The sequence below is a fragment of the Streptomyces sp. 3211.6 genome (assembly GCF_003634815.1).
GTDB lineage: Bacteria > Actinomycetota > Actinomycetes > Streptomycetales > Streptomycetaceae > Streptomyces > Streptomyces katrae_A.
The window spans coordinates 3,622,480-3,644,166 of the sequence record NZ_RBXC01000001.1; the positions used below are offsets into that span (position 1 = coordinate 3,622,480).

General features: G+C 73.0%; 20 protein-coding genes and 1 pseudogene. 11 read left to right on the forward strand and 10 right to left on the reverse strand.

All coding sequences use genetic code 11. The features are described 5' to 3' along the window. Positions 1–441 precede the first annotated feature (441 nt). Positions 442–1,440: a tryptophan--tRNA ligase gene (gene trpS / locus BX286_RS16560; RefSeq protein WP_079427928.1), complete on the forward strand. Its 999-nt coding sequence runs from the start codon at positions 442–444 to the stop codon at positions 1,438–1,440. A gap of 42 nt (positions 1,441–1,482) precedes the next feature. Here the strand turns inward: trpS and proC are convergent, their stop codons facing one another. The 5 genes from proC to BX286_RS16585 all read right to left on the reverse strand — a co-directional run bounded on the left by proC (position 1,483) and on the right by BX286_RS16585 (position 5,025). Beyond that, positions 1,483–2,292 (reverse strand): pyrroline-5-carboxylate reductase, encoded by an 810-nt coding sequence (gene proC, locus BX286_RS16565; RefSeq protein WP_079427930.1) that lies wholly within the window; start codon positions 2,290–2,292, stop codon positions 1,483–1,485. Between the two features lie 106 nt (positions 2,293–2,398). After that, on the reverse strand, positions 2,399–3,136 hold the full coding sequence (locus BX286_RS16570) for an ABC transporter permease (RefSeq protein WP_121015321.1): 738 nt from the start codon (positions 3,134–3,136) through the stop codon (positions 2,399–2,401). Continuing rightward, entirely contained in the window at positions 3,133–3,960 is an 828-nt protein-coding gene (locus BX286_RS16575; protein ID WP_121015324.1) for an ABC transporter ATP-binding protein, read from the reverse strand. The genes BX286_RS16570 and BX286_RS16575 overlap by 4 nt, the downstream gene beginning before the upstream one ends. 89 nt (positions 3,961–4,049) lie before the next feature. Continuing rightward, a complete protein-coding gene (locus BX286_RS16580) occupies positions 4,050–4,502 on the reverse strand; it encodes a hypothetical protein (protein ID WP_100864203.1) in 453 nt (150 codons plus the stop codon). A 217-nt stretch (positions 4,503–4,719) separates the two neighbouring features. Continuing rightward, the gene (locus BX286_RS16585) at positions 4,720–5,025 is read right to left on the reverse strand and encodes a peptidase (RefSeq protein WP_079427938.1); all 306 of its coding nucleotides are present in this window, start codon (positions 5,023–5,025) and stop codon (positions 4,720–4,722) included. Between the two features lie 190 nt (positions 5,026–5,215). Here BX286_RS16585 and BX286_RS16590 point away from each other — a divergent pair. From BX286_RS16590 to BX286_RS16605, 4 genes and pseudogenes are all read left to right on the forward strand, one after another. Beyond that, a pseudogene (locus BX286_RS16590) lies at positions 5,216–5,866 on the forward strand (serine/threonine-protein kinase); the annotation flags it as partial. A gap of 375 nt (positions 5,867–6,241) precedes the next feature. After that, positions 6,242–7,150, forward strand: coding sequence for an IS5 family transposase (locus BX286_RS16595; RefSeq protein ID WP_398897937.1), 909 nt, complete (start codon positions 6,242–6,244; stop codon positions 7,148–7,150). Positions 7,151–7,221: 71 nt separating this feature from the next. Continuing rightward, a complete protein-coding gene (locus tag BX286_RS16600; RefSeq protein ID WP_121014619.1) occupies positions 7,222–7,497 on the forward strand; it encodes a hypothetical protein in 276 nt (91 codons plus the stop codon). A gap of 152 nt (positions 7,498–7,649) precedes the next feature. Beyond that, positions 7,650–8,627: a PQQ-binding-like beta-propeller repeat protein gene (locus tag BX286_RS16605; RefSeq protein WP_187344152.1), complete on the forward strand. Its 978-nt coding sequence runs from the start codon at positions 7,650–7,652 to the stop codon at positions 8,625–8,627. A gap of 102 nt (positions 8,628–8,729) precedes the next feature. Here BX286_RS16605 and ilvD read toward each other — a convergent pair whose 3' ends face one another. From ilvD to BX286_RS16620, 3 genes are all read right to left on the reverse strand, one after another. After that, on the reverse strand, positions 8,730–10,580 hold the full coding sequence (ilvD, locus tag BX286_RS16610; protein WP_100863449.1) for a dihydroxy-acid dehydratase: 1,851 nt from the start codon (positions 10,578–10,580) through the stop codon (positions 8,730–8,732). 149 nt (positions 10,581–10,729) lie between these two features. Then, on the reverse strand, positions 10,730–11,353 hold the full coding sequence (locus tag BX286_RS16615) for a TetR family transcriptional regulator (RefSeq protein WP_121015328.1): 624 nt from the start codon (positions 11,351–11,353) through the stop codon (positions 10,730–10,732). Further along, positions 11,350–12,159, reverse strand: a complete 810-nt coding sequence (locus tag BX286_RS16620) for a sugar phosphate isomerase/epimerase (RefSeq protein WP_079427944.1) — start codon at positions 12,157–12,159, stop codon at positions 11,350–11,352. Before BX286_RS16620 ends, BX286_RS16615 begins: the two co-directional genes overlap by 4 nt. Positions 12,160–12,392: 233 nt before the next feature. On the opposite strand from BX286_RS16620, the gene BX286_RS16625 reads away from it, so the two are divergent. The 4 genes from BX286_RS16625 (at position 12,393) to BX286_RS16635 (ending at position 15,353) form a co-directional block, all read left to right on the forward strand. Continuing rightward, positions 12,393–12,779, forward strand: coding sequence for a hypothetical protein (locus BX286_RS16625; RefSeq protein WP_261993442.1), 387 nt, complete (start codon positions 12,393–12,395; stop codon positions 12,777–12,779). 30 nt (positions 12,780–12,809) lie between these two features. Further along, a complete protein-coding gene (locus BX286_RS16630; RefSeq protein ID WP_121015330.1) occupies positions 12,810–13,646 on the forward strand; it encodes a helix-turn-helix transcriptional regulator in 837 nt (278 codons plus the stop codon). 86 nt (positions 13,647–13,732) lie between these two features. Beyond that, positions 13,733–14,014 carry a hypothetical protein gene (locus tag BX286_RS36095; protein ID WP_148710276.1) on the forward strand — a complete coding sequence of 94 codons (282 nt, stop codon included), beginning with the start codon at positions 13,733–13,735 and terminating at the stop codon, positions 14,012–14,014. Between the two features lie 118 nt (positions 14,015–14,132). Next, positions 14,133–15,353, forward strand: a complete 1,221-nt coding sequence (locus tag BX286_RS16635; protein WP_187344153.1) for a protein-L-isoaspartate O-methyltransferase — start codon at positions 14,133–14,135, stop codon at positions 15,351–15,353. 736 nt (positions 15,354–16,089) lie between these two features. Here BX286_RS16635 and BX286_RS16640 read toward each other — a convergent pair. Then, the gene (locus BX286_RS16640; protein WP_079427950.1) at positions 16,090–17,016 is read right to left on the reverse strand and encodes a Ppx/GppA phosphatase family protein; all 927 of its coding nucleotides are present in this window, start codon (positions 17,014–17,016) and stop codon (positions 16,090–16,092) included. Positions 17,017–17,078: 62 nt separating this feature from the next. On the opposite strand from BX286_RS16640, the gene BX286_RS16645 reads away from it, so the two are divergent. Further along, positions 17,079–17,879: a hypothetical protein gene (locus tag BX286_RS16645; RefSeq protein ID WP_079427952.1), complete on the forward strand. Its 801-nt coding sequence runs from the start codon at positions 17,079–17,081 to the stop codon at positions 17,877–17,879. A gap of 52 nt (positions 17,880–17,931) precedes the next feature. Here BX286_RS16645 and BX286_RS16650 read toward each other — a convergent pair whose 3' ends face one another. Further along, complete coding sequence (locus tag BX286_RS16650; RefSeq protein ID WP_187344154.1) at positions 17,932–19,785, reverse strand: BACON domain-containing protein; 1,854 nt, start codon at positions 19,783–19,785, stop codon at positions 17,932–17,934. A 451-nt stretch (positions 19,786–20,236) separates the two neighbouring features. On the opposite strand from BX286_RS16650, the gene radA reads away from it, so the two are divergent. After that, positions 20,237–21,661, forward strand: a complete 1,425-nt coding sequence (gene radA / locus BX286_RS16655; protein WP_079427953.1) for a DNA repair protein RadA — start codon at positions 20,237–20,239, stop codon at positions 21,659–21,661. Positions 21,662–21,687: the final 26 nt, after the last annotated feature.

The following is a 21,687-nucleotide window of genomic DNA, read 5'->3' on the forward strand; positions in this document are numbered from 1 at the left end:
GGCTGCGTTCTGGAACGCGGATTCCTCATTCGCAAATACGCATGAAAACGAGACGACAGGATGCGTCGTTCGTTCGAATGAGTAGTGCGGGATGGCTGTCCGGGGACCGACCGGGGTCGGCGCTCACGTCGGACAACTCGAAGAACCTTACGGACCTGGAACGGACGTGTCAACCCTCGGCCGGCCGTCGGGACCGCTCTGGTGGAACTCACCCCGTCCTCATCCCCCCTGGGGCTACGCTGCTTCCCATGACCACGCATGCACCCAAGCTCAGCCTTCGTTGGTGGCCCGCCTGACGGCGGCCGACCATCACACGAGCACGCATGCGCTCACGGCCGCCGCTACGGCGGCCGTTTCTGTTTTCTCCCCTCCCGGGAGTGGCGGGCCGCCCCGCGCGGCGGTCCCGACACCACACCGCAGGACACGAGGGAGAGACAGGACATGACGAGGATCTTCAGCGGGATCACCCCGTCCGGGCACCTGACGCTGGGCAACTACCTGGGGGCCCTGCGGCAGTGGGTCGCGGCCGAGCAGTCGCCGACGGACGCCCTGTTCTGCGTCGTCGACCTGCACGCCCTGACCGTGGAGCACGATCCCGCGCGGTTGCGCCGGCTCAGCCGGCAGAACGCCACGCTCTTCCTCGCCGCCGGGCTGGATCCACGGCGGTGCACCCTCTTCGTCCAGAGCCATGTCGGCGAGCACACCCGGCTGTCCTACCTGCTGGAGTGCACCGCCACCGACGGGGAGCTCCGGCGGATGATCCAGTACCGGGAGAAGGCGGCGAAGGCGGAGGCGGCCGGTCAGGGCGTGCGGCTCTCCCTGCTGACGTATCCCGTGCTGATGGCCGCCGACATCCTGGCCTACGCGGCGGACGAGGTGCCGGTCGGCGAGGACCAGCGGCAGCACGTCGAGCTGGCCCGGGACCTGGCGGTGCGGTTCAACCAGCGGTACGGGCACACCTTCACCGTGCCGAGGGCGACGCTGCCGGCCGTGGGTGCGCGGGTCATGGACCTCCAGGACCCGACGTCGAAGATGGGCAAGTCCAGTGCGAACACCGCCGGCATCGTCTATCTGCTGGACGAGCCCGCCGTGATCACCAAGAAGGTGATGCGGGCCGTGACGGACAGCGGCGAGGGCGGGGTGCTCTACGACCGGGCCACGCGGCCCGGGGTGGCGAACCTGCTCAACATCCTGGCCGCCTGTACCGGGGGTGAACCGGAGAAGCTGGCCGGGGACTACGACCGGTACGGGCCGCTGAAGCGGGACGTGGCCGAGGCCGTGGTGGAGCTGCTGCGGCCGCTGCGGGAGCGGCACGCCGGGCTGGCGGCCGATCCGGGCGAGGTGGAGCGGGTGCTGCGCGAGGGCGCCGAGCGGGCGCGGGGCATCGCGCGGCCGGTGGTGGACCGGGCGTACGAGGCCATCGGGCTGCTGGCCCCGTGAATGCGGAGGGAGGGGCCCCTGGTCAGGGGCCCCTCCCCTGTTTCAGCTGTTGCCGGAGGCGAGTTCGCGGCTGCGGTCGCGGGCCGCTTCGAGGGCGGCGATGAGGGCCGCCCGTACGCCGTGCTTCTCCAGCTCGACGATGGCGTTGATCGTCGTACCGGCCGGGGAGGTGACGGCCTCGCGGAGCTTGACCGGGTGTTCGCCGCTGTCGCGGAGCATGACGGCGGCGCCGATGGCGGCCTGGACGATGAGGTCGTGGGCCTGGGCGCGGGGCAGGCCGAGCAGGATGCCCGCGTCGGTCATGGCCTCCACGAGGAAGTAGAAGTAGGCCGGGCCGGAGCCGGAGAGGGCGGTGGCCGCGTCCTGCTGGGACTCCGGGACGCGCAGGGTCTTGCCGACGCCGCCGAAGATCTCCTCGGCGTGGGCGAGGTGCTCGGCGGTGGCGTGGCTGCCGGCCGAGATGACGGACATGGCCTCGTCCACGAGGGCGGGGGTGTTCGTCATGACGCGGACCACGGGGGTGCCGGGGGCCAGCCGCTCCTCGAAGAAGGCGGTGGGGATGCCGGCGGCGCCGCTGATGACGAGGCGGTCGGCGGGGACGTGCGGGGCGAGCTCTTCGAGGAGCTTGCCCATGTCCTGCGGCTTGACGGTGAGGATGAGGGTGTCGGCGCGCTTGGCGGCTTCGGCGTTGCTGACGGCCTCGACGCCGTAGCGGGTGTGGAGCTCGGCGGCGCGCTCGGGACGGCGGGCGGTGACGAGCAGCTTGGCCGCGGGCCAGCCGCCGCGGATCATCCCGCTGAGCAGGGCCTCGCCGATCTTGCCGGTACCGAGGACTGCGACTGTCTGGGTCATGCCCGATTCACCTCGCCGAACGAACCTTGAGGACGTGCGCCCCCGTCACTTACGCCCTCATCCTTGCACCCGTGCGCCCGCGGGAGAGGGGGTGTCCGCTCCGTGGTCAGGGCGTGCGGCGGCGGAGGGTGGCGGCGCCGAGGGCGAGGACGAGCAGGGCGCAGGCGGCCACGATGGCGGTGTCGCGCACGAAGTCGGCGGTCATGTCGGTGTGGGTGAGGACCTGGGTCATGCCGTCGACGGCGTAGGACATGGGCAGGACGTCGGAGAGGGCTTCGAGGACGGGCTGCATGGTGGCCCGCGGGGCGAAGAGTCCGCACAGGAGCAGCTGCGGGAAGATCACGGCCGGCATGAACTGGACGGCCTGGAACTCGGACGCGGCGAAGGCGGAGACGAACAGGCCGAGGGCGGTGCCGAGGAGGGCGTCGAGCAGGGCGACCAGGAGCAGCAGCCAGGCGGAGCCGGTGATGTCGAGGCCGAGGGCCCAGAGGGCGGGGCCGGTGGCGAGGAGGGACTGGACGACGGCGACGGCGCCGAAGGCGAGGGCGTAGCCGGCGATGAGGTCACCCTTGCCGAGCGGCATGGCGAGGAGGCGTTCGAGGGTGCCGGAGGTGCGTTCGCGGAGGGTGGCGATCGAGGTCACGAGGAACATCGTGATGAGGGGGAAGATGCCGAGGAGGGACGCGCCGATGCTGTCGAAGGTGCGCGGGCTGCCGTCGAAGACGTAGCGGAGCAGGGTCAGCATCAGGACGGGGACCAGCAGCATCAGGGCGATGGAGCGCGGGTCGTGGCGCAGCTGGCGCAGGACGCGGGCGGCGGTGGCGAGGGTGCGGGCGCCGTTCATCGCTGGGTCTCCCGGGTGGGTTCGTTCGGTTCGTGGGCGTGCGCGTTCGCGTTCGCCTCGTCGACGAGGCGCAGGAAGCCTTCTTCGACGGTGGCGCTCTGGGTGCGGGTGCGGAGGGCCTGGGGGGTGTCCTGGGCGAGGATGCGGCCCTCGCGCATGAGGAGCAGGTCGTGGCAGCGCTCGGCCTCGTCCATGACGTGGGAGGAGACGAGGATCGTGACGCCGCGGGTGTCGGTGATCTCGTGGAAGAGGTTCCACAGGTCGCGGCGCAGGACGGGGTCGAGGCCGACGGTGGGTTCGTCGAGGACGAGCAGTTCGGGGCGGCCAAGGAGGGCGACGGCGAGGGAGACGCGGCTGCGCTGGCCGCCGGAGAGGTCGCCGGCGAGGGCGGTGGTGCAGCTGGTGAGGTCGACGTCGGCGATGGCCCGTTCGACGGCGGCCCGGCGGCGGTCCGCGGCGGCGCGGCCGGGGTCGAGGACGGCGGCGAAGTAGTCGAGGTTCTGCCGGACGGTGAGGTCGTCGTAGACGGAGGGGGCCTGGGTGACGTAGCCGACGCGGGAGCGGAGCTCGGGGTGGCCGGCGGGGCGGCCGAGGACGTCGAGGGTGCCGGTGACGTGGGCCTGGGTGCCGACGACGGTCCGCATGAGGGTGGACTTGCCGCAGCCGGAGGGGCCGAGGAGGCCGGTGATGCGGCCGCGGGGGACGTCGAAGGCGATGGCGTCGAGGACGGTGCGGGGGGTGCGGCCGGTGCCGCGGCGGACGGTGAGGCCGCGGGCGTGGATGGCGGGAGGGTGAGGGGGGTCCTCCGGCTTGTTATTCATCATGCGATGAATAATGCTCCTGGGGGTGCCGGGCGTCAATCGGCCGAAGCCGATCGTCAAGGGGGCCGCTTCGGCTACTGCGCCTGCTTCGGCTACTTCTTGCGCTTGGGGCGGCGGCGGCCCGCCGGGTTGCCCGTGCGGGAGCTGCGGCGGCGCTCGTACTCGGCGGCGGCGCGCTCGTACTCGGCACGATGGAGCTTCTCGCCAGGGGCCTCGGTGAGGCAGCGCAGGAAGTACGCCAGGAGGGAGCCGATGAAACCGATCGCCTTCAGGCCCTTGAGGGCGGCCTCGTCGGAGGACGGCGCGGGGCGGCGGCCGAAGGACTCCCAGGTCTTGGCGAAGGCGATTGCGGTGGCGATCGCGAAGAGCACGATCACGGAGATGCTGAGGAAGAGGCCGACGTTGCCGATCTCCAGGCCCTCGTAGGCGAGGCGCAGGAGGTAGGCGCCGGCAGCGGCGGCGACGAGCGAGCCGGCGGCGAGGGCGGCCCGGCGCAGGGCGTAGCCGTTGCCGTGGTCCACCCAGCTGGTGCCGAAGAACCGGATCGGCTCGGGCTGCGGCCCGGCGGGCGGCCCGGCCGGGGATGCGGGGCCCTGACCCTGGCTCTGGCTCTGGCTCTGGTCCTGGCTCTGGCTCTGGCCCTGGTCTCGCTGCTGCTCTTCGCTCACGTCCGCGATTATCTCCCCCAGCTACCGCTGGGGGGGCCCCCACCGGCGGCGCGGCCCGCCGGGGGGTGTCTCACCTGGCAGAACGGTGAACGGCTCAGCCGCAGCGGCCCGCCACGTAACCGTCGGAGCCGGTGTGGACGTAGGCGTCGGAGACGAAGCGGCCGTTGCCTATGCAGTCCCACACGTCCGTGGTCCCGTACGGGCCCGAGACGGTCGTGCCGGGGCACTGGCAGCGGATGGTGACGGAACCGCCGATGGGCACGGCGTCGATGATCGCGTAGCCCGTGCCGGGGCCGCTGCGGATGTTGACCCGGTACCCCGGGGCCGTCGGGTAGGACTGGAAGCCCGCGTCGGCGGCCGCGAGGCTCTCGACCTGGCTGGAATCGTTCTCTACGGACATATGGAATCTCCCCCCATGGGTGTTGCTCCCTGCAACGCGCGCAGGGTAGCAAGCCCTTGGATGTTGCCACGGGCCATCGACTAGGCTCCGTCGGGGGTGGTGAGCGGTGCCGTCGATGCGCGCGGACTACGCCGGGTTTCCGGAGTACGCCGGGCAGTACCGGCTCGAATCCGTGCTCGGTTCCGGCGGCATGGGCGTCGTCCACCTGGCCACCTCCAGTTCGGGGCTGAAACTCGCCGTCAAGGTCGTGCACGCGCAGCACGCGGTGGACCCGGAGTTCCGGGCGCGGTTCCGGCAGGAGGTCGCGGCTGCGCGGAGGGTGAGCGGTGCTTTCACCGCCCCCGTCGTGGACGCCGATCCGGATGCCGAGCGGCCCTGGATGGCCACCCTGTTCATCGACGCCCCGACCCTGTCCGAGCGGGTACGGGAGCGGGTGCTCGACGCCGGGGAGCTGACCCGGCTCGCGGCCGGGCTGGCGGAGGCGCTGCGGGACATCCACCGGGCCGGGGTGGTGCACCGGGACCTGAAGCCGAGCAACGTGCTGATGGCGCCGGACGGGGTGAGGGTCATCGACTTCGGCATCTCGCGCCCGGCGGACAGTGATCTGCGGACCGAGACCGGGAAGCTGATCGGCACGCCGCCGTTCATGGCGCCCGAGCAGTTCCAGCGGCCGCGGGAGGTGGGGACGGCGGCGGACGTGTTCGCGCTGGGTGCGGTGCTGGTGCACGCGGCGACCGGACGCGGGCCGTTCGACTCGGACAGCCATTACCTCGTGGCGTACCAGGTCGTGCACAGCGAGCCCGACCTGACGGGGCTCCCGGCCCGGCTGGTGCCCGTGGTGGCGCGGTGCCTGGCCAAGGATCCGGCCGAGCGGCCGACCGCCGAGGCGCTGATCGCGGAGATGCGGGCCCTGGCGTACCCGACCGGTGAGGACACCCAGGCGTTCATACCGCAGCCCCGGCGTCCGGTGGCGGACGAGGAGCCCACCCACCAGCGGCGGCTGGACGCACCTGCGGACGCACCCCCCGGCGCGCCCCCCGCGCAGCGCCCGCGCCGTCGCGGGCGGCTGTTGCTGGCGGCGGCGGGGCTCGCCCTGTTGCTGTCGGCGGGGGCAGTCGGCGGCTACCTCCTGCTGGGATCCGGTGCCGAGCCCGCGGGGCGGCCCGCCGCCGGCACCGCCGGGACGCCGGGCAAGGGCCTAGGCCGTGTTTTAGAAATGGGCTTGTCGCTCGCCCTGCGCCGTGATGATCGTGGTGTGGGGCGAGGGGATCTTTCTGATGGTCAGTGGGCCGTGCTGGAACCACTGCTGCCGGTCGCGGTGTTGGGGCGGCCGCCGTTGGGCCGGCGGAGGCTGATCGACGGGATTCGGTGGCGGGTGCGGACTGGTGCTCCGTGGAGGGATCTCCCGTCGGAGTACGGGCCGTGGCAGACGGTCTATGGGCTCTTCCGCCGCTGGCAGCGTGACGGCACCTGGCCTGCACTGCTGACCAGGCTGCAAGCCCGCGCGGATGAGGCAGGGCTGATCACGTGGGAGGTCAACGTCGACTCCACGATCTGCCGGGCCCATCAGCACGCCGCGGGTGCCCGCCGCGACGGACAGGCCCAGAAGGAACCGCCCGGCGGGACCCGCGCCGAGCCGGAAGACCACGGACTGGGTCGGTCCCGGGGCGGTTTCACCACGAAGATCCATCTAGCCTGCGAGCAAGGTCAACGGCCGCTGTCGTTGCTGGTCACCGCAGGTCAGCGTGGTGACAGCCCTCAGTTCGCCGCCGTGCTGGAAGGCATCCGGGTTCCCCGCACCGGACCGGGCCGTCCTCGTGTCCGCCCGCTGCGGGTGCGGGGCGACAAGGCGTATTCCTCCCGCGCCAACCGGGCCTACCTGCGAAAACGGGGAATCCGCTGTACCATCCCAGAGCCCGCCGACCAGGTCGCGAACCGCAAGCGGCGGGGGAAGGCCGGCGGGCGGCCTCCGGCCTTCGACCGTGAGGACTACAAGGCTCGGCACGCGGTCGAGTGTGGGATCAATCGGCTCAAGCGCAACCGGGCGGTGGCCACCCGGTTCGACAAGCTCGCGGTCCGCTTCGAGGCAACCGTCCTGATCGCCGCCATCGGTGAATGGCTGTGACTGGCCTGGGCCGTCGGTCCGCATGCCATGCTGACCGCGGCCAGGGCGAACAACGCGAGGGAGAAGCAGCGATGGGGGCCCAGTACTACGGCGCCGACAGCGAGAACGGCGACCGCATCGACGACCCCTCTGAGGACGCGCTGTTCATGATGGTCAGCGACCTCAACGACTCCGACAACACCTTCGTGGTCGTCCAGCCCGACGAGGACGACCCCGTCTGGTTCGCCTCCGTGGCCGTCCTGGACGAAGGCGGCTACGAGTTCGTCCGCCGCGATACCACCCGCAACGAGCACGAGGTCACCACAGCGACCAGCATCAACGACATCGCCCGCGACCTCACCGTCTGAATGGCCGCCCGCGACTTCCCCGGACGGCCAACCAGGCAGGTCGGCGAGTTCTAAAACACGGCCTAGCACCGTGGACGGTCTCCCCCGGTGGCGCGCCGGTCTCCTGCACCCTCGGGGCCGCCGGAGCCGGCGGCTCGGGCGGAGCCGGCGCCTTGTACTGCTCGGGGCGGGGCCTGGCGGCCGCCCGTCTCGCCCTGGGCGACGGCTCGGTGGGCTGGTCGGTGCCCGCGAAGACCCCGGGACAGGGCGTCACGGCCGTCGGCGCCCCGCTGTACGCGGGCGGATCGGTCCTCGTGGCGGTGCCCGGCACCGAACTGCTCCAGGCCCTCGACCCCGCCACGGGCCGGGAACGCTGGCAGCACACGCTGCCCGGCGGCGCGCAGGCCGTGGCCGCGGGCCCGTACGTGATCACGGTCGCCGCCGACGGGAGCGTCACCGGTCTCGACGGGGCGAGCGGTGCCCCGCGCTGGACCCGGCGGATCGGCGGCGCGGGCTCGATGTGGTGGGGCGGACCGGGGGCCTCGGGCTCGCCCGTGTTCTACGTGTCGTCGGCGGCCGCCGACGGCGGGTCGACGCAGCTCGCGGAAGTCGACCCGGCGACCGGAGCCGTGCGCTGGCAGACCCGGGCCACGGGCCGGCTGCGGCCGGTCGGTACCGCCCGCGGCGCCGTGCACCTGCTGGACAGCGACGCGGCGGGCAAGGCCGGCGGCGTCGTCCGCGTGGACGCGGCGACCCGTACCGTGCGCCGGGTACAGCTGCCGACGCCGCTCTTCGACGCGGAGGCCACCGTCGGCCCCGACGGCACGGTCTACGCCTTCGGCACCGGGGGCGGGCTCGTCGCCGTCGGGCCCGAACGCGAGCTGTGGCGGCTGGAGACCGGGGCGGCCAGCGGCTCCCGGCCCGTGGCAGCGGACGGCCGGGTCTACCTGATGGCCGGGGACGGCCGCCTCCTGGCCGTCGACGCCTCCGCCGGGAGGCTCGTCGGCCAGACCAAGCCGCGCATGCCCGCCGCGCAGGGCACCTTCAGCGCCACCCTCCCCGCGCCCGTCGTGGCGGACGGCCGCATCTACGCCTCCGCCCCCGACGGGACGGTCTTCGCCCTGGACGCGGGCAGCCCCGCCGGGTGGTGACGGGCGGCGGGGCCTTCCCCGGCGCCCCGGGTGCCGGAAACGCGGAACCCCGGCTGCGGGCGGGGGCGTGAGCCGCCCGCCCGCAGCCGGGGTCCGCGACGGTCAGCCCAGCTTCGAGACGTCCCGGACCGCGCCCTTGTCGGCGCTGGTGGCCATCGCCGCGTACGCGCGCAGGGCCGCCGAGACCGTGCGCTCGCGGGTCTTCGGGGCGTAGACGCCGCCGAGGGCCGCGTGGCGGGCGGCCAGCGTGGCCCCGTCCACCAGGAGCTCGATCGAACGGTTCGGGATGTCGATGCGGATCCGGTCGCCGTCCTCGACGACCGCGATGTCGCCGCCCGAGGCCGCCTCCGGGGAGGCGTGGCCGATGGACAGGCCCGAGGTGCCGCCGGAGAAGCGCCCGTCCGTCACCAGCGCGCAGACCTTGCCCAGGCCGCGGCCCTTGAGGAAGGAGGTCGGGTAGAGCATCTCCTGCATGCCGGGGCCGCCGCGCGGGCCCTCGTAACGGATGACGACGACGTCACCGGGCTGGATCTGCTTGGTGAGGATCTTCTCCACGGCCTCGTCCTGGGACTCGCAGACCACGGCCGGGCCCTCGAAGGTCCAGATGGACTCGTCGACGCCGGCCGTCTTGACCACGCAGCCGTCGGCGGCGATGTTGCCGCGCAGGACGGCGAGGCCGCCGTCCTTGGAGTAGGCGTGCTGCACGGAGCGGATGCAGCCGCCCTCGGCGTCGAGGTCGAGGGTCTCCCAGCGCTCGGACTGGGAGAAGGCGGTCGCGGAGCGCTTGCAGCCGGGGGCCGCGTGCCACAGCTCCATGGCCTCCTCGGACGCCGTGCCGGAGCGGGCGTCCCACTTCGCGAGCCAGTCCTCCAGGCCCTTCGAGTGGACGGTGGTGACGTCCTTGTTGAGGAGCCCGCCGCGGTGCAGCTCGCCGAGGATGGCGGGGATGCCGCCGGCGCGGTGCACGTCCTCCATGTAGTACGTGCCGCCGGGGGCGACGTTCGGGGCGACCTTGGCCAGGCAGGGGACGCGGCGCGAGACGGCGTCGATGTCCTTGAGGTCGTAGTCCAGGCCCGCCTCCTGCGCGGCGGCCAGCAGGTGCAGGATCGTGTTGGTCGAGCCGCCCATGGCGATGTCCAGGGCCATCGCGTTCTCGAAGGCCTCGCGGGTGGCGATGTTGCGCGGCAGGACCGACTCGTCGCCGTCCTCGTAGTAGCGCTTGGTGATCTCCACGACCGTGCGGCCGGCGTCCTCGTACAGGGCGCGGCGGGCGGTGTGCGTGGCGAGGACGGAGCCGTTGCCGGGGAGGGCGAGGCCGATGGCCTCGGCGAGGCAGTTCATCGAGTTGGCGGTGAACATGCCGGAACAGGAGCCGCAGGTCGGGCAGGCGTTCTCCTCGATGCGCAGGATGTCCGCGTCCGAGACGTTCTCGTTGGAGGCGTCGACCATGGCGTCGATCAGGTCGAGCTTGCGGACGGTGCCGTCGACGAGGGTGGCCTGGCCGGCCTCCATCGGGCCGCCGGAGACGAACACGACGGGGATGTTGAGGCGCATCGCGGCCATCAGCATGCCCGGGGTGATCTTGTCGCAGTTGGAGATGCAGATCAGCGCGTCCGCGCAGTGCGCCTCGACCATGTACTCCACGCTGTCCGCGATCAGGTCGCGGGAGGGCAGGGAGTACAGCATGCCGGCGTGGCCCATGGCGATGCCGTCGTCGACGGCGATCGTGTTGAACTCGCGCGGGATGGCGCCGGCGGCGCGGATGGCGTCGGAGACGATGCGTCCGACGGGGGCCAGGTGGGTGTGGCCGGGGACGAACTCGGTGAAGGAGTTGGCGACCGCGATGATCGGCTTGCCGATGTCCTCGCTCGCTACGCCCGACGCGCGCATCAGCGCACGAGCGCCTGCCATGTTGCGGCCGTGGGTGACGGTGCGGGACCTCAGCTCGGGCATGCGGTTTCACTCCCCATGAGTGCGGCTGCGCGTACGGTCAGCCGCGACTGCGGATATGGCTCGGTTACGAGGCTACGCCCAACGCCCGCGATCCGGACACCTGGTCCGGATGCCGGGACGGCGGGGTCGCTCCTCGGTCACCGTCCCGCTCAGGCCTCGGTGAGGTAGCGCTGGAGGGTCGGGGCCACCAGGGCCACGATCTCCTCCGAGTCCGCCGACGCGAGGGGCTCGATCTGCACCACGTACCGCACGAAGGCGATCCCGATCAGGTGCGAGGCCGCCAGCTCGGCGCGGAAGGTCGGCTCCGGGACGTCGAGGTCGGCGGCGACCCGCTCCAGGACCCGCCGCAGGATCAGCCCCCGCAGCACCTTCGCGGCCGCCTCGTGGGTGAGCGCGGAGCGGATCACGGCGAGGAGGGGGGCGCGCGTGGCCGGGTTCTCCCACACCCCGAGGAAGTAGCGGGCCAGCCGCTCCCCGATGCCGTCCGGGCCCTCGCCGACGACGGCCGGGACCACGAGGGCGGGCTCCATGGTGACCTCGATGGCGGCGGCGAACAGGTCGTCCTTGCTGCCGAAGTAGTGGTGCACCAGCGCCGGGTCCACCCCGGCCACCTTCGCGATGCCGCGCACGGAGGTCTTGTCGTACCCGCGCTCCGCGAACACCTCGCGGGCGGCGAGCCGGATCCGCTCCTGCGTGCCCGGCCCCTCCTCCGCCTCGTCCTGCCGGGGCCGCCCGGGCCCGCGCCGCCGCCGGACCGGCTCGGCGCCGCTCATCGGGGCCCGACCGCCAGGTGCCGGCGCGTGAAGGCCAGGGCCTCGGCGAGATCGGCCTCGCGCTCGGCGGCGGACATGGCGCGCCGCGTGTTGACCTCGATGACGATGTGCCCGTCGAAGGTACTGCGGGCCAGGCCGGCCAGCAGCTCGGCGCAGGGCTGTGTACCGCGCCCGGGGACGAGGTGCTCGTCCTTGGCGGAGCCGTTGCCGTCGGCGAGGTGGATGTGGGCGAGGCGGTCGCCCATGCGGTCGATCATGGCGGTGGCGTCGGTGCGGGCGGTGGCGGTGTGCGACAGGTCGACGGTGAAGTGCCGGTAGTCGTCCTTGGTCACGTCCCACTCGGGCGCGTAGGCGAGCATCTCGCGGTCGCGGTAGCGCCAGGGGTACATGTTCTCGACGGCGAACCGGACGTCGGTCTCGTCCGCCATCCGCCAGATCCCGGTCACGAAGTCCCGCGCGTACTGGCGCTGCCACCGGAACGGCGGGTGCACGACGACGGTGGACGCCCCCAGCTTCTCGGCGGCGGCCTGGGCGCGCTGGAGCTTGGTCCAGGGGTCGGTGGACCACACCCGCTGGGTGATCAGCAGGCAGGGCGCGTGCACGGCGAGGATCGGCACCTGGTGGTGGTCCGACAGCCGGCGCAGGGCTTCGATGTCCTGACTGACCGGGTCCGTCCAGACCATGACCTCGACGCCGTCGTAGCCGAGGCGGGCGGCGATCTCGAAGGCCGTCGCCGTGGACTCCGGGTAGACGGAGGCGGTGGACAGGGCGACTTTCGGGGCACTGCTGCTCGGATTACGGACCACGGAGCCAGATTACGGTCCTGCCGCCCGCGCCCCGGCACACAAACCCACTCTCGTCATACTTTTCACATCGACCCGTACCGCGGCTCCCCGCCTGCTCCGGCCGACACGCCGACGGCGCCCCGCCGCCCGCCAGCCGATGCCCCCGCCGGCGCGCGCTGCCATGCGCTCTACCGCGCCCGCTTCCCCGCCGCTACGGTGCGTCACACCAAACCACCGGCGAACGAGGGGGCCTCATGAACCGACGACTCCTGAAGGTCGGCACAAACAGCGGCAACAACGGCTGCCCCACGCTGTACGTGCACCCGGAGACCGGGAACTACGTGGTCCAGGGCAAGCGAGTGGAGGACCCCGCCGAGCTCGGCCAGCTCGACAACCTGACACCCGACGAGGGAGCGGTGACCGTCCCTCGGGAACTCCTCGCCAACTTCGGCCCGAAGGACCCCGTACACGTGCCGCAGTTCATCACCTTCGACGAATTCGACGGCATGTTCTCCACCGTCGCCCACTCTGCCTGGCGCCTGGAAAGTCGACGCCGATACGCATCCGACGAGGCCACCGACACCGTACTGAGGTACTGCCAGGTCCGGGAAACCGCCTGGCACCACGCCACGACCCCGTAGCAAGCCCCAGGAGCCGGTACCGTCCGAAAAGTGAGCACCGACTTCCAGCAGGCACGGGTGGCCCTCGGCGCGCGGCTGCGAGAGTTGCGGGCCGAGACCACCGGCCGAGACCTCGCCGCACGGCTCGGCTGGCCTCAGTCCAAGGTGTCCAAGTTGGAGACCGGGCGCCAAACAGCCACCCCCGCAGACCTCGACGCCTGGGCTGCCGCCACCGGAAACCCCGAAGCGGCCAACGAGCTGCGCGCACGCCTCCAGGGACTGGAATCCCACACCCGATCCTGGCGCCGGCAGCTACGGGCCGGGCACCGTCCTGTCCAGGACGCGCTCACGGTCGAATACGAGCGGTCGGCGCATCTGCGCGCCTGGGAAGGAGCCATGGTCGTCGGCATGCTCCAGACCGCCGACTACGCTCGCAACGTCTTCGCCCGGTACGCCGAACTGCACCAGTCCGTCCGTGACATAGAGGACGCTGTCCGCGCCCGAATGCGGCGGCAGGAGTTACTCCACCAGCCAGGCAGACAGTTCGACATCCTGATGTGGGAGGCGGCCCTCCATGCAGCTGTGTGCCCGCCACCGGTTCTCGCGGCCCAGTTGGACCGACTAGCCATGGTCGTCGGCCTCGACACGGTGCGACTCGGCATCGTGCCGCTCGGCGCTGCCGTGGGTATCCCACCCGCCAACGGATTCTGGATCTACGACAAGCGCCTCGTGATCGCCGAGGACTGGCACGCCGAGCTGTGGCTCGATGACGCGGACAGCATCGCCGTGTACAGCAGGGTGTGGGAAACGCTGCGGAGGTCGGCAGCATACGGACCCGCCGCACACCGTCTGATCGTCCGCGCGCACGCGCACGTCAACCTCACGTGAGAAGACACGAGAATCCCGGATGCGCTGACGAGAATCATCGAGAATCACACCTGCTCGAAACCCTCCACGCCTCTAGCGTGCAGATCATGCCGACACAACCGAGCACCGCAGGGGGCTCAAATCCGTTCAGCGCCGGCCAGCTGGAGACACTGCGGCAGGTAGCCCTCACGCTCTCCCTCCAAGGACTGCAGGCCACACCCGCAGTCGTCCACCGCGACCGGTCGGCCACCACCTATGCGGAGTGTCCCGGCTGCTGGCTGCCCTCCCCGATCAGGTTCAAGTACGGAGGTCCCATGGCCGACTGCCGACTCTGCGGATACGGCTGGGCCGTCGAGGACCACTACCCGACGCACAAGGACGGCCGGTGACGACACCGTCGCCAACCCCCGACCTCGCCAAGCCCCGTACCTGAACAGGGGCATTCCGCACCACAACCCGATGGGAGAACGTCATGGGCAAGCACTCCGGCCCCCCGCAGGACAAGCCGTGGACGCCGCCGCCGACCGGGGGCAGCCCGGACGGAAGCCGTCCGTCCCCCCAGCCGTCTTCCCCTCCGCCACCGCCGCCGGGGAAGAAGTGAACCGGGACATCTGCCGTGAGGCCCTGCTCACCTCGGGATTACTACGTGCACCGTGGCTGCTGCGGGCCTTTGACGCGGTGGAGCGGGAGGCATTCGTCCCTCAGACCTTCTGGCTCCCGGTCCAGGACGAGGACGGCCTGTGGACCTTCGTCGATCGAAGCACCCATCCGACGGCCTGGCAGCAGGCCGTCTGGAACCCCCACCAATCCGTGGTCACCCAGCTCGACGACGGCGGCACGCCCCCGGGTCCGAGCGCAGGCACCTTCACTTCGTCCGTGTCAGCACTCGACATCGTCATGCGCAAACTCGCCGCGCTGGACCTGGAGTCCGGACACACCGTCCTGGAGATCGGCACCGGCTCGGGGTATCACACCGCCCTGCTGAGCGAGCGGGTCGGAGGGCAGCGAGTAACCACGGTCGAGATCGACGCGTATCTCGCGGCCACAGCAGCCACCACCCTGAAGTCGCAGGGCTACGAACCGGTGGTGATCGCGGGGGACGGCCTCCTCGGCGCCCCTGGCCAAGCTCCCTTCGACCGGGTGATCAGCACCGCCGCAGTACGCCGGATCCCACGCGCCTGGGTGGAACAAACTCATGACGGCGGGAAGATCCTCACCCCCTTCGGCACGGCCTACAGCAACGCCGGGCTCCTGGACCTCACGCTCCACGACAACCTGGCCCAGGGCCGGTTCATCGGCTCCGCCGCCTACATGTGGGTACGCGCCGACCGACCGTCCGTCGATCTCCACGTCCCACAGGAGTCGAGGACCCGCAGATCACCGGTCGATCCGAACCAGGTCCTCTCCGCCGGACACCTCCAGGACTTCGCCATCGGCCTCCAAGTCCCGGACGTTTCCTACTCATATCGCGGCGAAGGCGCCGACCGGAGAGTCCAGTTCGTCGACGAGGCGGGCACATCCGCCACGATCGTCCGTTACGCCGACTGGTGGGAGGGGGACGCAGTCACCTCCTGGGGACCACGCGATCTGTGGGCAGAGGTAACAGCCGCGTTCAGCTGGTACGAACATCACGACAGCCCACACATCACCCGCTTCGGCGTCACCAGCGATTCCCACCATGAGTACGCGTGGCTGGACGACCCGAGCAGGACCGTGGGTGATGGGTAGGGGGCGGGGCCACCTGCACCACAAGCCGACCGGCAGGACATCCCAGCCCAAGACGGCGGTCGGACGCCGGAATGCGAGGAGCGCGTAGCGATCGGATGCGCCTGAGGTCGCCCGATGGTCCTGCTGTCGGCATCTGGCTACAGCAGCGACCCCAGACGGGCGGCGGACGCCGAAACGGGAGGAGCGCGTAGCGATCTGTGGCGGGACGGCCGGGCCCCCGGCCCTGGGGCCGGGGGCGAGGGGCCGGATGCCCGGCGAGGCGGCCCCCGACCTCCCCGCCTGGGCGCTGATCCCGCCGAATGTCCGACTCTGGACCGGACCGTTCCTCTGGGGGCTTCCCGGCAGTCCTTGTCTTTTCGGTCCGGGACGCCCTGTCAAGGGTCGCCGCAGGCGATCGCGCAGCGACGCGACCGAAGGGAGCGCCCTTGACAGGGCGGCCCGGACCGGAAGGACAGTGGGACTGACGGGAAGCCCCCAGCCCCTCTCTGAGACCGCCCGGCCGGGACCCCGCCCACCCCAGGTCCCGCCCGGCCCTCCGCTGCCGTCCGGCGGGGTCGGCGCCCCGCGCCGCCCCGCACCCGGGGAGGCGGGTGGGCAGCCACCGCCCGGCCCCCGGCCCGTCGAGGGGGAGATGGCGGGCCCGCGCCGCGAGCTCCGTATCGGCGGCGGGCCCGCGCCGCGAGCTCCGTATCGGCGGCGGGCCCACGCCGCGAGGGCCCGGGCCGCCGGCCCGGCCCTACGGCAGGTGGTCCAGGCGGCGGAGGATGACGCCCTCGCGGAGGGCCCAGGGGCAGATCTCCAGGGTGTCCACGCCGAAGAGGTCCATCGCCGCCTCCGCGACCAGGGCGCCCGCCAGGAGCTGGGAGGCGCGGCCGTCCGAGACGCCCGGCAGGGTGGAACGTTCCGCCGTCGTCATCGCCGTCAGGCGGGGGACCCACTCCTCCAGGGACTTCCGCGTCAGGTCGCGCTGGACGTACAGGCCGTCGGCCTCGCGGGCCGCGCCGGCGATGCGGGCCAGCTGCTTGAAGGTCTTCGACGTGGCCACCACGTGGTCCGGCACCCCGAAGCGGCTGAACTCGCCGACCGTCCGGGCGATCTGGGCCCGCACGTGCCGCCGCAGCGCCTTCACGTCCGCCGGGTCCGGCGGGTCGGCCGGGAGCCAGGCGGAGGTGAGGCGGCCCGCGCCGAGGGGGAGGGAGACGGCGGCGTCGGGGTCCTCGTCGATGCCGAACGCGATCTCCAGCGAGCCCCCGCCGATGTCGAGGACCAGCAGCTTGCCCGCCGACCAGCCGAACCACCGCCGGACGGCGAGGAAGGTCAGCCGGGCCTCGTCCTCCCCGCTGAGCACCGGCAGCTCGACGCCGGTCTCGGCCTTGACGCGGGCCAGGACCTCGTCGGCGTTGGGAGCCTCGCGGACGGCACTGGTCGCGAAGGGGAGGACGTCCTCGCAGCCCTTGTCCTCGGCCGCCTGCACGGCCTCACCGATGACGGAGACCAGGCGCTCGACGCCCTCCGGGGTGATCGCTCCGCGCTCGTCGAGCAGCTCCGCGAGCCGCAGCTGCTCCTTGTGGGAGTGCGCGGGCAGCGGGCGCGCGCCGGGGTGCGCGTCCACCACCAGCAGGTGGACCGTGTTCGAACCCACATCCAGGACACCGAGTCTCATACGGGAAACGCTACTGGGCCGGACGCGGGGCAGTGGAGTAAGGGGCGCTTAGGCTGGTGTTTGTGCCAAATACGAAGAAGGCCAGCAAGAACCAGTCGAAGAAGAACAAGGACAAAGTGGCGGACGAGAAGGGGCTCGACTTCCCCCGGGCCTGGGTGGAGTTCCCCGATCCCGCCGACGAGGAGCAGGTCTTCCGCTGTGACCTGACCTGGCTGACCTCCCGCTGGACGTGCATTTTCGGCAGCGGCTGCCAGGGCATCCAGGCGGGCCGGGCCTCGGACGGCTGCTGCACGCTGGGCGCGCACTTCTCCGACGAGGACGACGAGCAGCGGGTCGCCGAGCACGTGGCGCGGCTCACACCGGAGCTGTGGCAGTTCCACGACGTCGGCAGCGAGAGCGGCTGGACGCAGCTCGACGACGACGGGGAGAAGCAGACCCGCCGCTGGGACGGGGCGTGCATCTTCCTGAACCGGCCCGGCTTCCCGGCCGGGGCGGGCTGCTCGCTGCACATCCTGGCGCTCAAGAGCGGGCAGGAGCCGCTGGAGACCAAGCCGGACGTGTGCTGGCAGCTGCCGATCCGGCGTACGTACGACTGGATCGACCGGCCGGACGACACGCGGGTGCTCCAGGTGTCGATCGGGGAGTACGACCGGCGCGGCTGGGGGCCGGGCGGGCACGACCTGCACTGGTGGTGCACGTCGGCGACGTCCGCGCACGGGGCCGGTGAGCCGGTGTACGTGTCGTACCGGGCGGAGCTGACGGAGCTGATGGGGCCGCAGGCGTACGCGGAGCTGGTGAAGCTGTGCGAGGCGCGGCTGGCGTCGCTGCTGCCGATGGCCCCGCACCCCGCCGATCCGGCGTAGCTCCACGGCCCCCGCTCCCCCTGCGCCGGGGGCCCGGCGCCCTCGCCCCGCCCTACGGCGTGGGGGGTGCCGGGTCAGAGGGAACCGTTCCTCCTGGGCCCGCCGACCCTCCCGGGTCCGTGGGCTGGGTCGGGGTCGGGGTCGGTGTGGGCGTCGGGGTCGGAGTGGGGTCCGTCGGGGGCGTCGGTGTGGGGGTCGGTGTGGGCGTGGGGGTCGGCGTCGGGGTGGGGTCCGGGGCCGGCGGGGTCGGTTCGGGGGCGGGGCGGCCCCGGCCGGAGAGGGAGACGACGGCCCCGGTCGGGTCGATGCCCACGCGGGCGCTCCAGGCTCCGACGGGCTGGGCTTCGGCGTCGACGGTGATCCGCAGGGTGACCGATTCTCCGGGGGCGAGGATGCCCGCCCTCTGGCTCGCGCGCAGCCAGGGCGCGTCGGACCAGAGCCGCCAGGCGACGGGGCTGCCGCCGGAGGCGCTGAGGGTGAGCAGGGTGGTGCCGCCGCGGGTGGCGGCGGAGACCGTGAGCCGGCCGGGGGCGCCGGGGCCGGCGGCGTCGGGGGTGGCGGGGGCGCCGCTGCTGATGACCTCGACGGAGACGTCGGGGGCGGCGCTGGCGGAGGCGAAGCCGGGTTCGCCGGTGGTGCGGGCGGTGTTGCCGGTGTTCTCGTACGCGGTGAGCGGGCGGCCCTCGGCGAGCGGGGGCGGGATCCGCGATTCGCCGGCGGAGATGCGGGTGCCGTCGCCGACGGGTTCGCCGACGGTGGGGGCGCCCCGGTAGGCGGCCCACAGGGCGATGACGGGGGCGGCGACGACGGTGGCGACGACCGTGGTGGTCACGGCCCGGGCCCGGAACCGGTCGCGGCGGGCGGCCCGGTCCTTGGGGTCCATGGGGAAGCCGGTGCGGTCGAAGCGCGGGCCGGGGCGGCCGCCGCGGCGCCGGCCGGAGCGCAGCATGGCCGCGCGGACGGCGCCGCGGGGGGCGGCGACCAGGGGGAGCGCGGCGTGCAGGCCGCCGGAGCCGGGCCAGGGTGCGCCGGCGCCGACGCGTTCGGCGACGCGGCGGCAGCGCGGGCAGTCGTCGACGTGGCGCACGAGCTCGGCGCGCAGGGTGCTGGACAGCAGGACGTCGCGGTCGCCGCCCTCGCCGGTGAGGCGGGAGACGGCGGGGCAGTGGCCGGTCTCGACGACGGCGAGGGCCGCGCGGGTGCGTTCCACCTCGCAGGCGGCGGCGGACAGCAGCTCGCGGGCGGTGTCGGGGGCGGTGCCGAGGACGGCGGCGAGTTCGGTGACGCCGAGGCGGTGGCGGACGGCGAGTTCGAGGGCCTCGCGCTGCTCGGGGGTGGTGCCGGCGGCCTCGGGCCAGGCGAGGCGGGCGAGTTCGGTGCGGCGGTAGGCGTTCACGTCGAGGGAGCCGTGCGGGCGGTGCGCCTGGGGCGCACGCTCGGCTTCTGTGTGCTCCGGCGTGCGCCGGGCGGAATGCGCCCCCTGCCGGGCGCGCCGCTGCTCGGCGAGCCGGCGCAGGCAGGCCCAGCGGGCGAGGGCGTACAGCCAGGCCCGGCGGTCGCCCTCGCCGGGACATCGGCCGGGGTGCCGGTCGGCGACGGCGAGGACGTCGCCGAGCACGTCGGTGGCGGCGTCGTGGTCGCACAGGACGGAGAGGCAGTAGGTGAACAGGCCGTCGAGGTAGGGCTCGTACCGGGAGGGCGGCGCCTCGGGGCCGGCGGCCCGGTCGCGGCGGCTCTCCGGGCCCCCTGCCCCCGGGTGCGCGGCGGCCGCGTCACCGGCCCGCGGGCCCTGCGCCCTGGGCTCCCCCGGCTCTCCCGGCTCCCCCGGCGGTGGGGGCCAGGGAGCCCCCGTGCCCGTACGGCCCGCGGGGGGATGCGGCCGTGCCGGTCCTGCCGCCGAGGGCATGCGGACGGTCGTGCTCTCCTGCGGCGTCTCGTCGCCCCCGGCGGCCCCGGTGTCCCACGGCGCCCCGAACGCACCCGAGGTCCCGGGCGCACCCGATGTCCCGGGCGCACCTGACGTCCCGGGCGCACCCGGCGTCACCGCCCTGTCCTCCGGCGCCCCTGCACGGGGCGTGCGCCTGTGCGCCGGGTGTGCGCCGGTGCGTGATGCGGGGTCTCCCTGGTCGCTGCTGTCCACCTGGCGAAGGTAGGCGGCAGGCCCGTGGCCCTCCGGAAGCCTTCACCGGTTTTAGCCCTTACGGGTGAACAGATCGCCATCGCGCTGACCGCGGCCCTGACGCCGACGGATGCCTGGGTATGCCCCGGGATGCCCCGGGATGCCTGCGGACACCCGGGGACGGCCGCGGGCACCCGGCCCGCACCGCGTTGTCAGTGGCGCCGGATACCGTGGCGGCATGGCTGCCCGTACCTCTCGCTCATCCGCCAAGGACCGTCCGTCCTTCCGCTGCTCCGAGTGCGGCTGGACGACGGTGAAGTGGCTCGGCCGCTGCCCGGAGTGCCAGGCGTGGGGAACCGTCGAGGAGATGGGCGCCCCCGCCGTGCGCACCACGGCGGCCGGCCGCGTCACCGCCGCCGCCCTGCCCATCGCACAGGTCGACGGCAAGACGGCGACGGCCCGCAGCACCGGCGTGGACGAGCTGGACCGCGTCCTGGGCGGCGGCCTCGTCCCCGGCGCGGTGGTGCTCCTCGCGGGCGAGCCGGGCGTCGGCAAGTCGACGCTGCTGCTCGACGTCGCGGCGAAGGCGGCCTCCGGCGACCACCGCACCCTGTACGTCACCGGCGAGGAGTCGGCGAGCCAGGTGCGGCTGCGGGCCGACCGGATCAACGCCCTGGACGACCACCTCTACCTCGCCGCCGAGACCGACCTGTCCGCCGTCCTCGGCCACCTCGACGCGGTGCGGCCCTCGCTGCTGGTGCTGGACTCCGTACAGACCATCGCCTCCCCCGAGATCGACGGCGCGCCCGGCGGCATGGCCCAGGTCCGGGAGGTGGCGGGCGCGCTGATCCGCGCCTCGAAGGAGCGGGGCATGGCCACCCTCCTCGTCGGCCACGTCACCAAGGACGGGGCCATCGCCGGCCCCCGCCTGCTGGAGCACCTGGTGGACGTGGTGCTGAGCTTCGAGGGCGACCGGCACGCACGGCTGCGCCTGGTGCGCGGCGTGAAGAACCGGTACGGCGCGACCGACGAGGTCGGCTGCTTCGAGCTGCACGACGAGGGCATCACCGGGCTCGCCGATCCCAGCGGCCTGTTCCTGACCCGGCGCGCCGAGGCGGTGCCGGGGACGTGTCTGACCGTGGCCCTGGAGGGCAAGCGTCCGCTGGTCGCGGAGGTGCAGGCGCTGACCGTGGACTCCCAGATCCCCTCCCCGCGGCGCACCACCTCCGGCCTGGAGACCTCGCGCGTCTCGATGATGCTGGCGGTGCTGGAGCAGCGCGGCCGGATCACGGCGCTGGGCAAGCGGGACATCTACAGCGCGACGGTGGGCGGGGTGAAGCTGACGGAGCCGGCCGCCGACCTGGCGATCGCGCTGGCGCTGGCCTCCGCCGCGAGTGACGTGCCGCTGCCGAAGAACCTGGTCGCCATCGGGGAGGTCGGACTGGCCGGCGAGGTGCGGCGGGTGACGGGGGTGCAGCGGCGCCTCGCGGAGGCGCACCGGCTCGGGTTCACGCACGCGCTGGTGCCGGCGGACCCGGGGAAGGTCCCGCCGGGGATGAAGGTCACCGAGGTCGCGGACATGGGGGACGCGCTGCGGGTCCTGCCGCGCGGCCGGTCCCGTACCCCGGCCAGGGAGCGGGCCGCGGCCGCCCCGGCGGAGTGAGCCGGAGCCGCCCCGGCGGAATGAGA

Bases quoted from the DNA above. Each gene is read 5' to 3' on its own strand.
- BX286_RS16600 (WP_121014619.1), top strand. From the start codon at position 7,222: ATGGGGGCCCAGTACTACGGCGCCGACAGCGAGAACGGCGACCGCATC.
- trpS (WP_079427928.1), top strand. From the start codon at position 442: ATGACGAGGATCTTCAGCGGGATCACCCCGTCCGGGCACCTGACGCTG.
- BX286_RS16595 (WP_398897937.1), top strand. From the start codon at position 6,242: ATGGGCTTGTCGCTCGCCCTGCGCCGTGATGATCGTGGTGTGGGGCGA.
- BX286_RS16650 (WP_187344154.1), bottom strand. From the start codon at position 19,785: ATGCCCTCGGCGGCAGGACCGGCACGGCCGCATCCCCCCGCGGGCCGT.
- BX286_RS16640 (WP_079427950.1), bottom strand. From the start codon at position 17,016: ATGAGACTCGGTGTCCTGGATGTGGGTTCGAACACGGTCCACCTGCTG.
- BX286_RS16570 (WP_121015321.1), bottom strand. From the start codon at position 3,136: ATGAACGGCGCCCGCACCCTCGCCACCGCCGCCCGCGTCCTGCGCCAG.
- BX286_RS36095 (WP_148710276.1), top strand. From the start codon at position 13,733: ATGCCGACACAACCGAGCACCGCAGGGGGCTCAAATCCGTTCAGCGCC.
- proC (WP_079427930.1), bottom strand. From the start codon at position 2,292: ATGACCCAGACAGTCGCAGTCCTCGGTACCGGCAAGATCGGCGAGGCC.
- BX286_RS16585 (WP_079427938.1), bottom strand. From the start codon at position 5,025: ATGTCCGTAGAGAACGATTCCAGCCAGGTCGAGAGCCTCGCGGCCGCC.
- BX286_RS16615 (WP_121015328.1), bottom strand. From the start codon at position 11,353: ATGAGCGGCGCCGAGCCGGTCCGGCGGCGGCGCGGGCCCGGGCGGCCC.
- BX286_RS16625 (WP_261993442.1), top strand. From the start codon at position 12,393: ATGAACCGACGACTCCTGAAGGTCGGCACAAACAGCGGCAACAACGGC.
- BX286_RS16575 (WP_121015324.1), bottom strand. From the start codon at position 3,960: ATGATGAATAACAAGCCGGAGGACCCCCCTCACCCTCCCGCCATCCAC.
- radA (WP_079427953.1), top strand. From the start codon at position 20,237: ATGGCTGCCCGTACCTCTCGCTCATCCGCCAAGGACCGTCCGTCCTTC.
- ilvD (WP_100863449.1), bottom strand. From the start codon at position 10,580: ATGCCCGAGCTGAGGTCCCGCACCGTCACCCACGGCCGCAACATGGCA.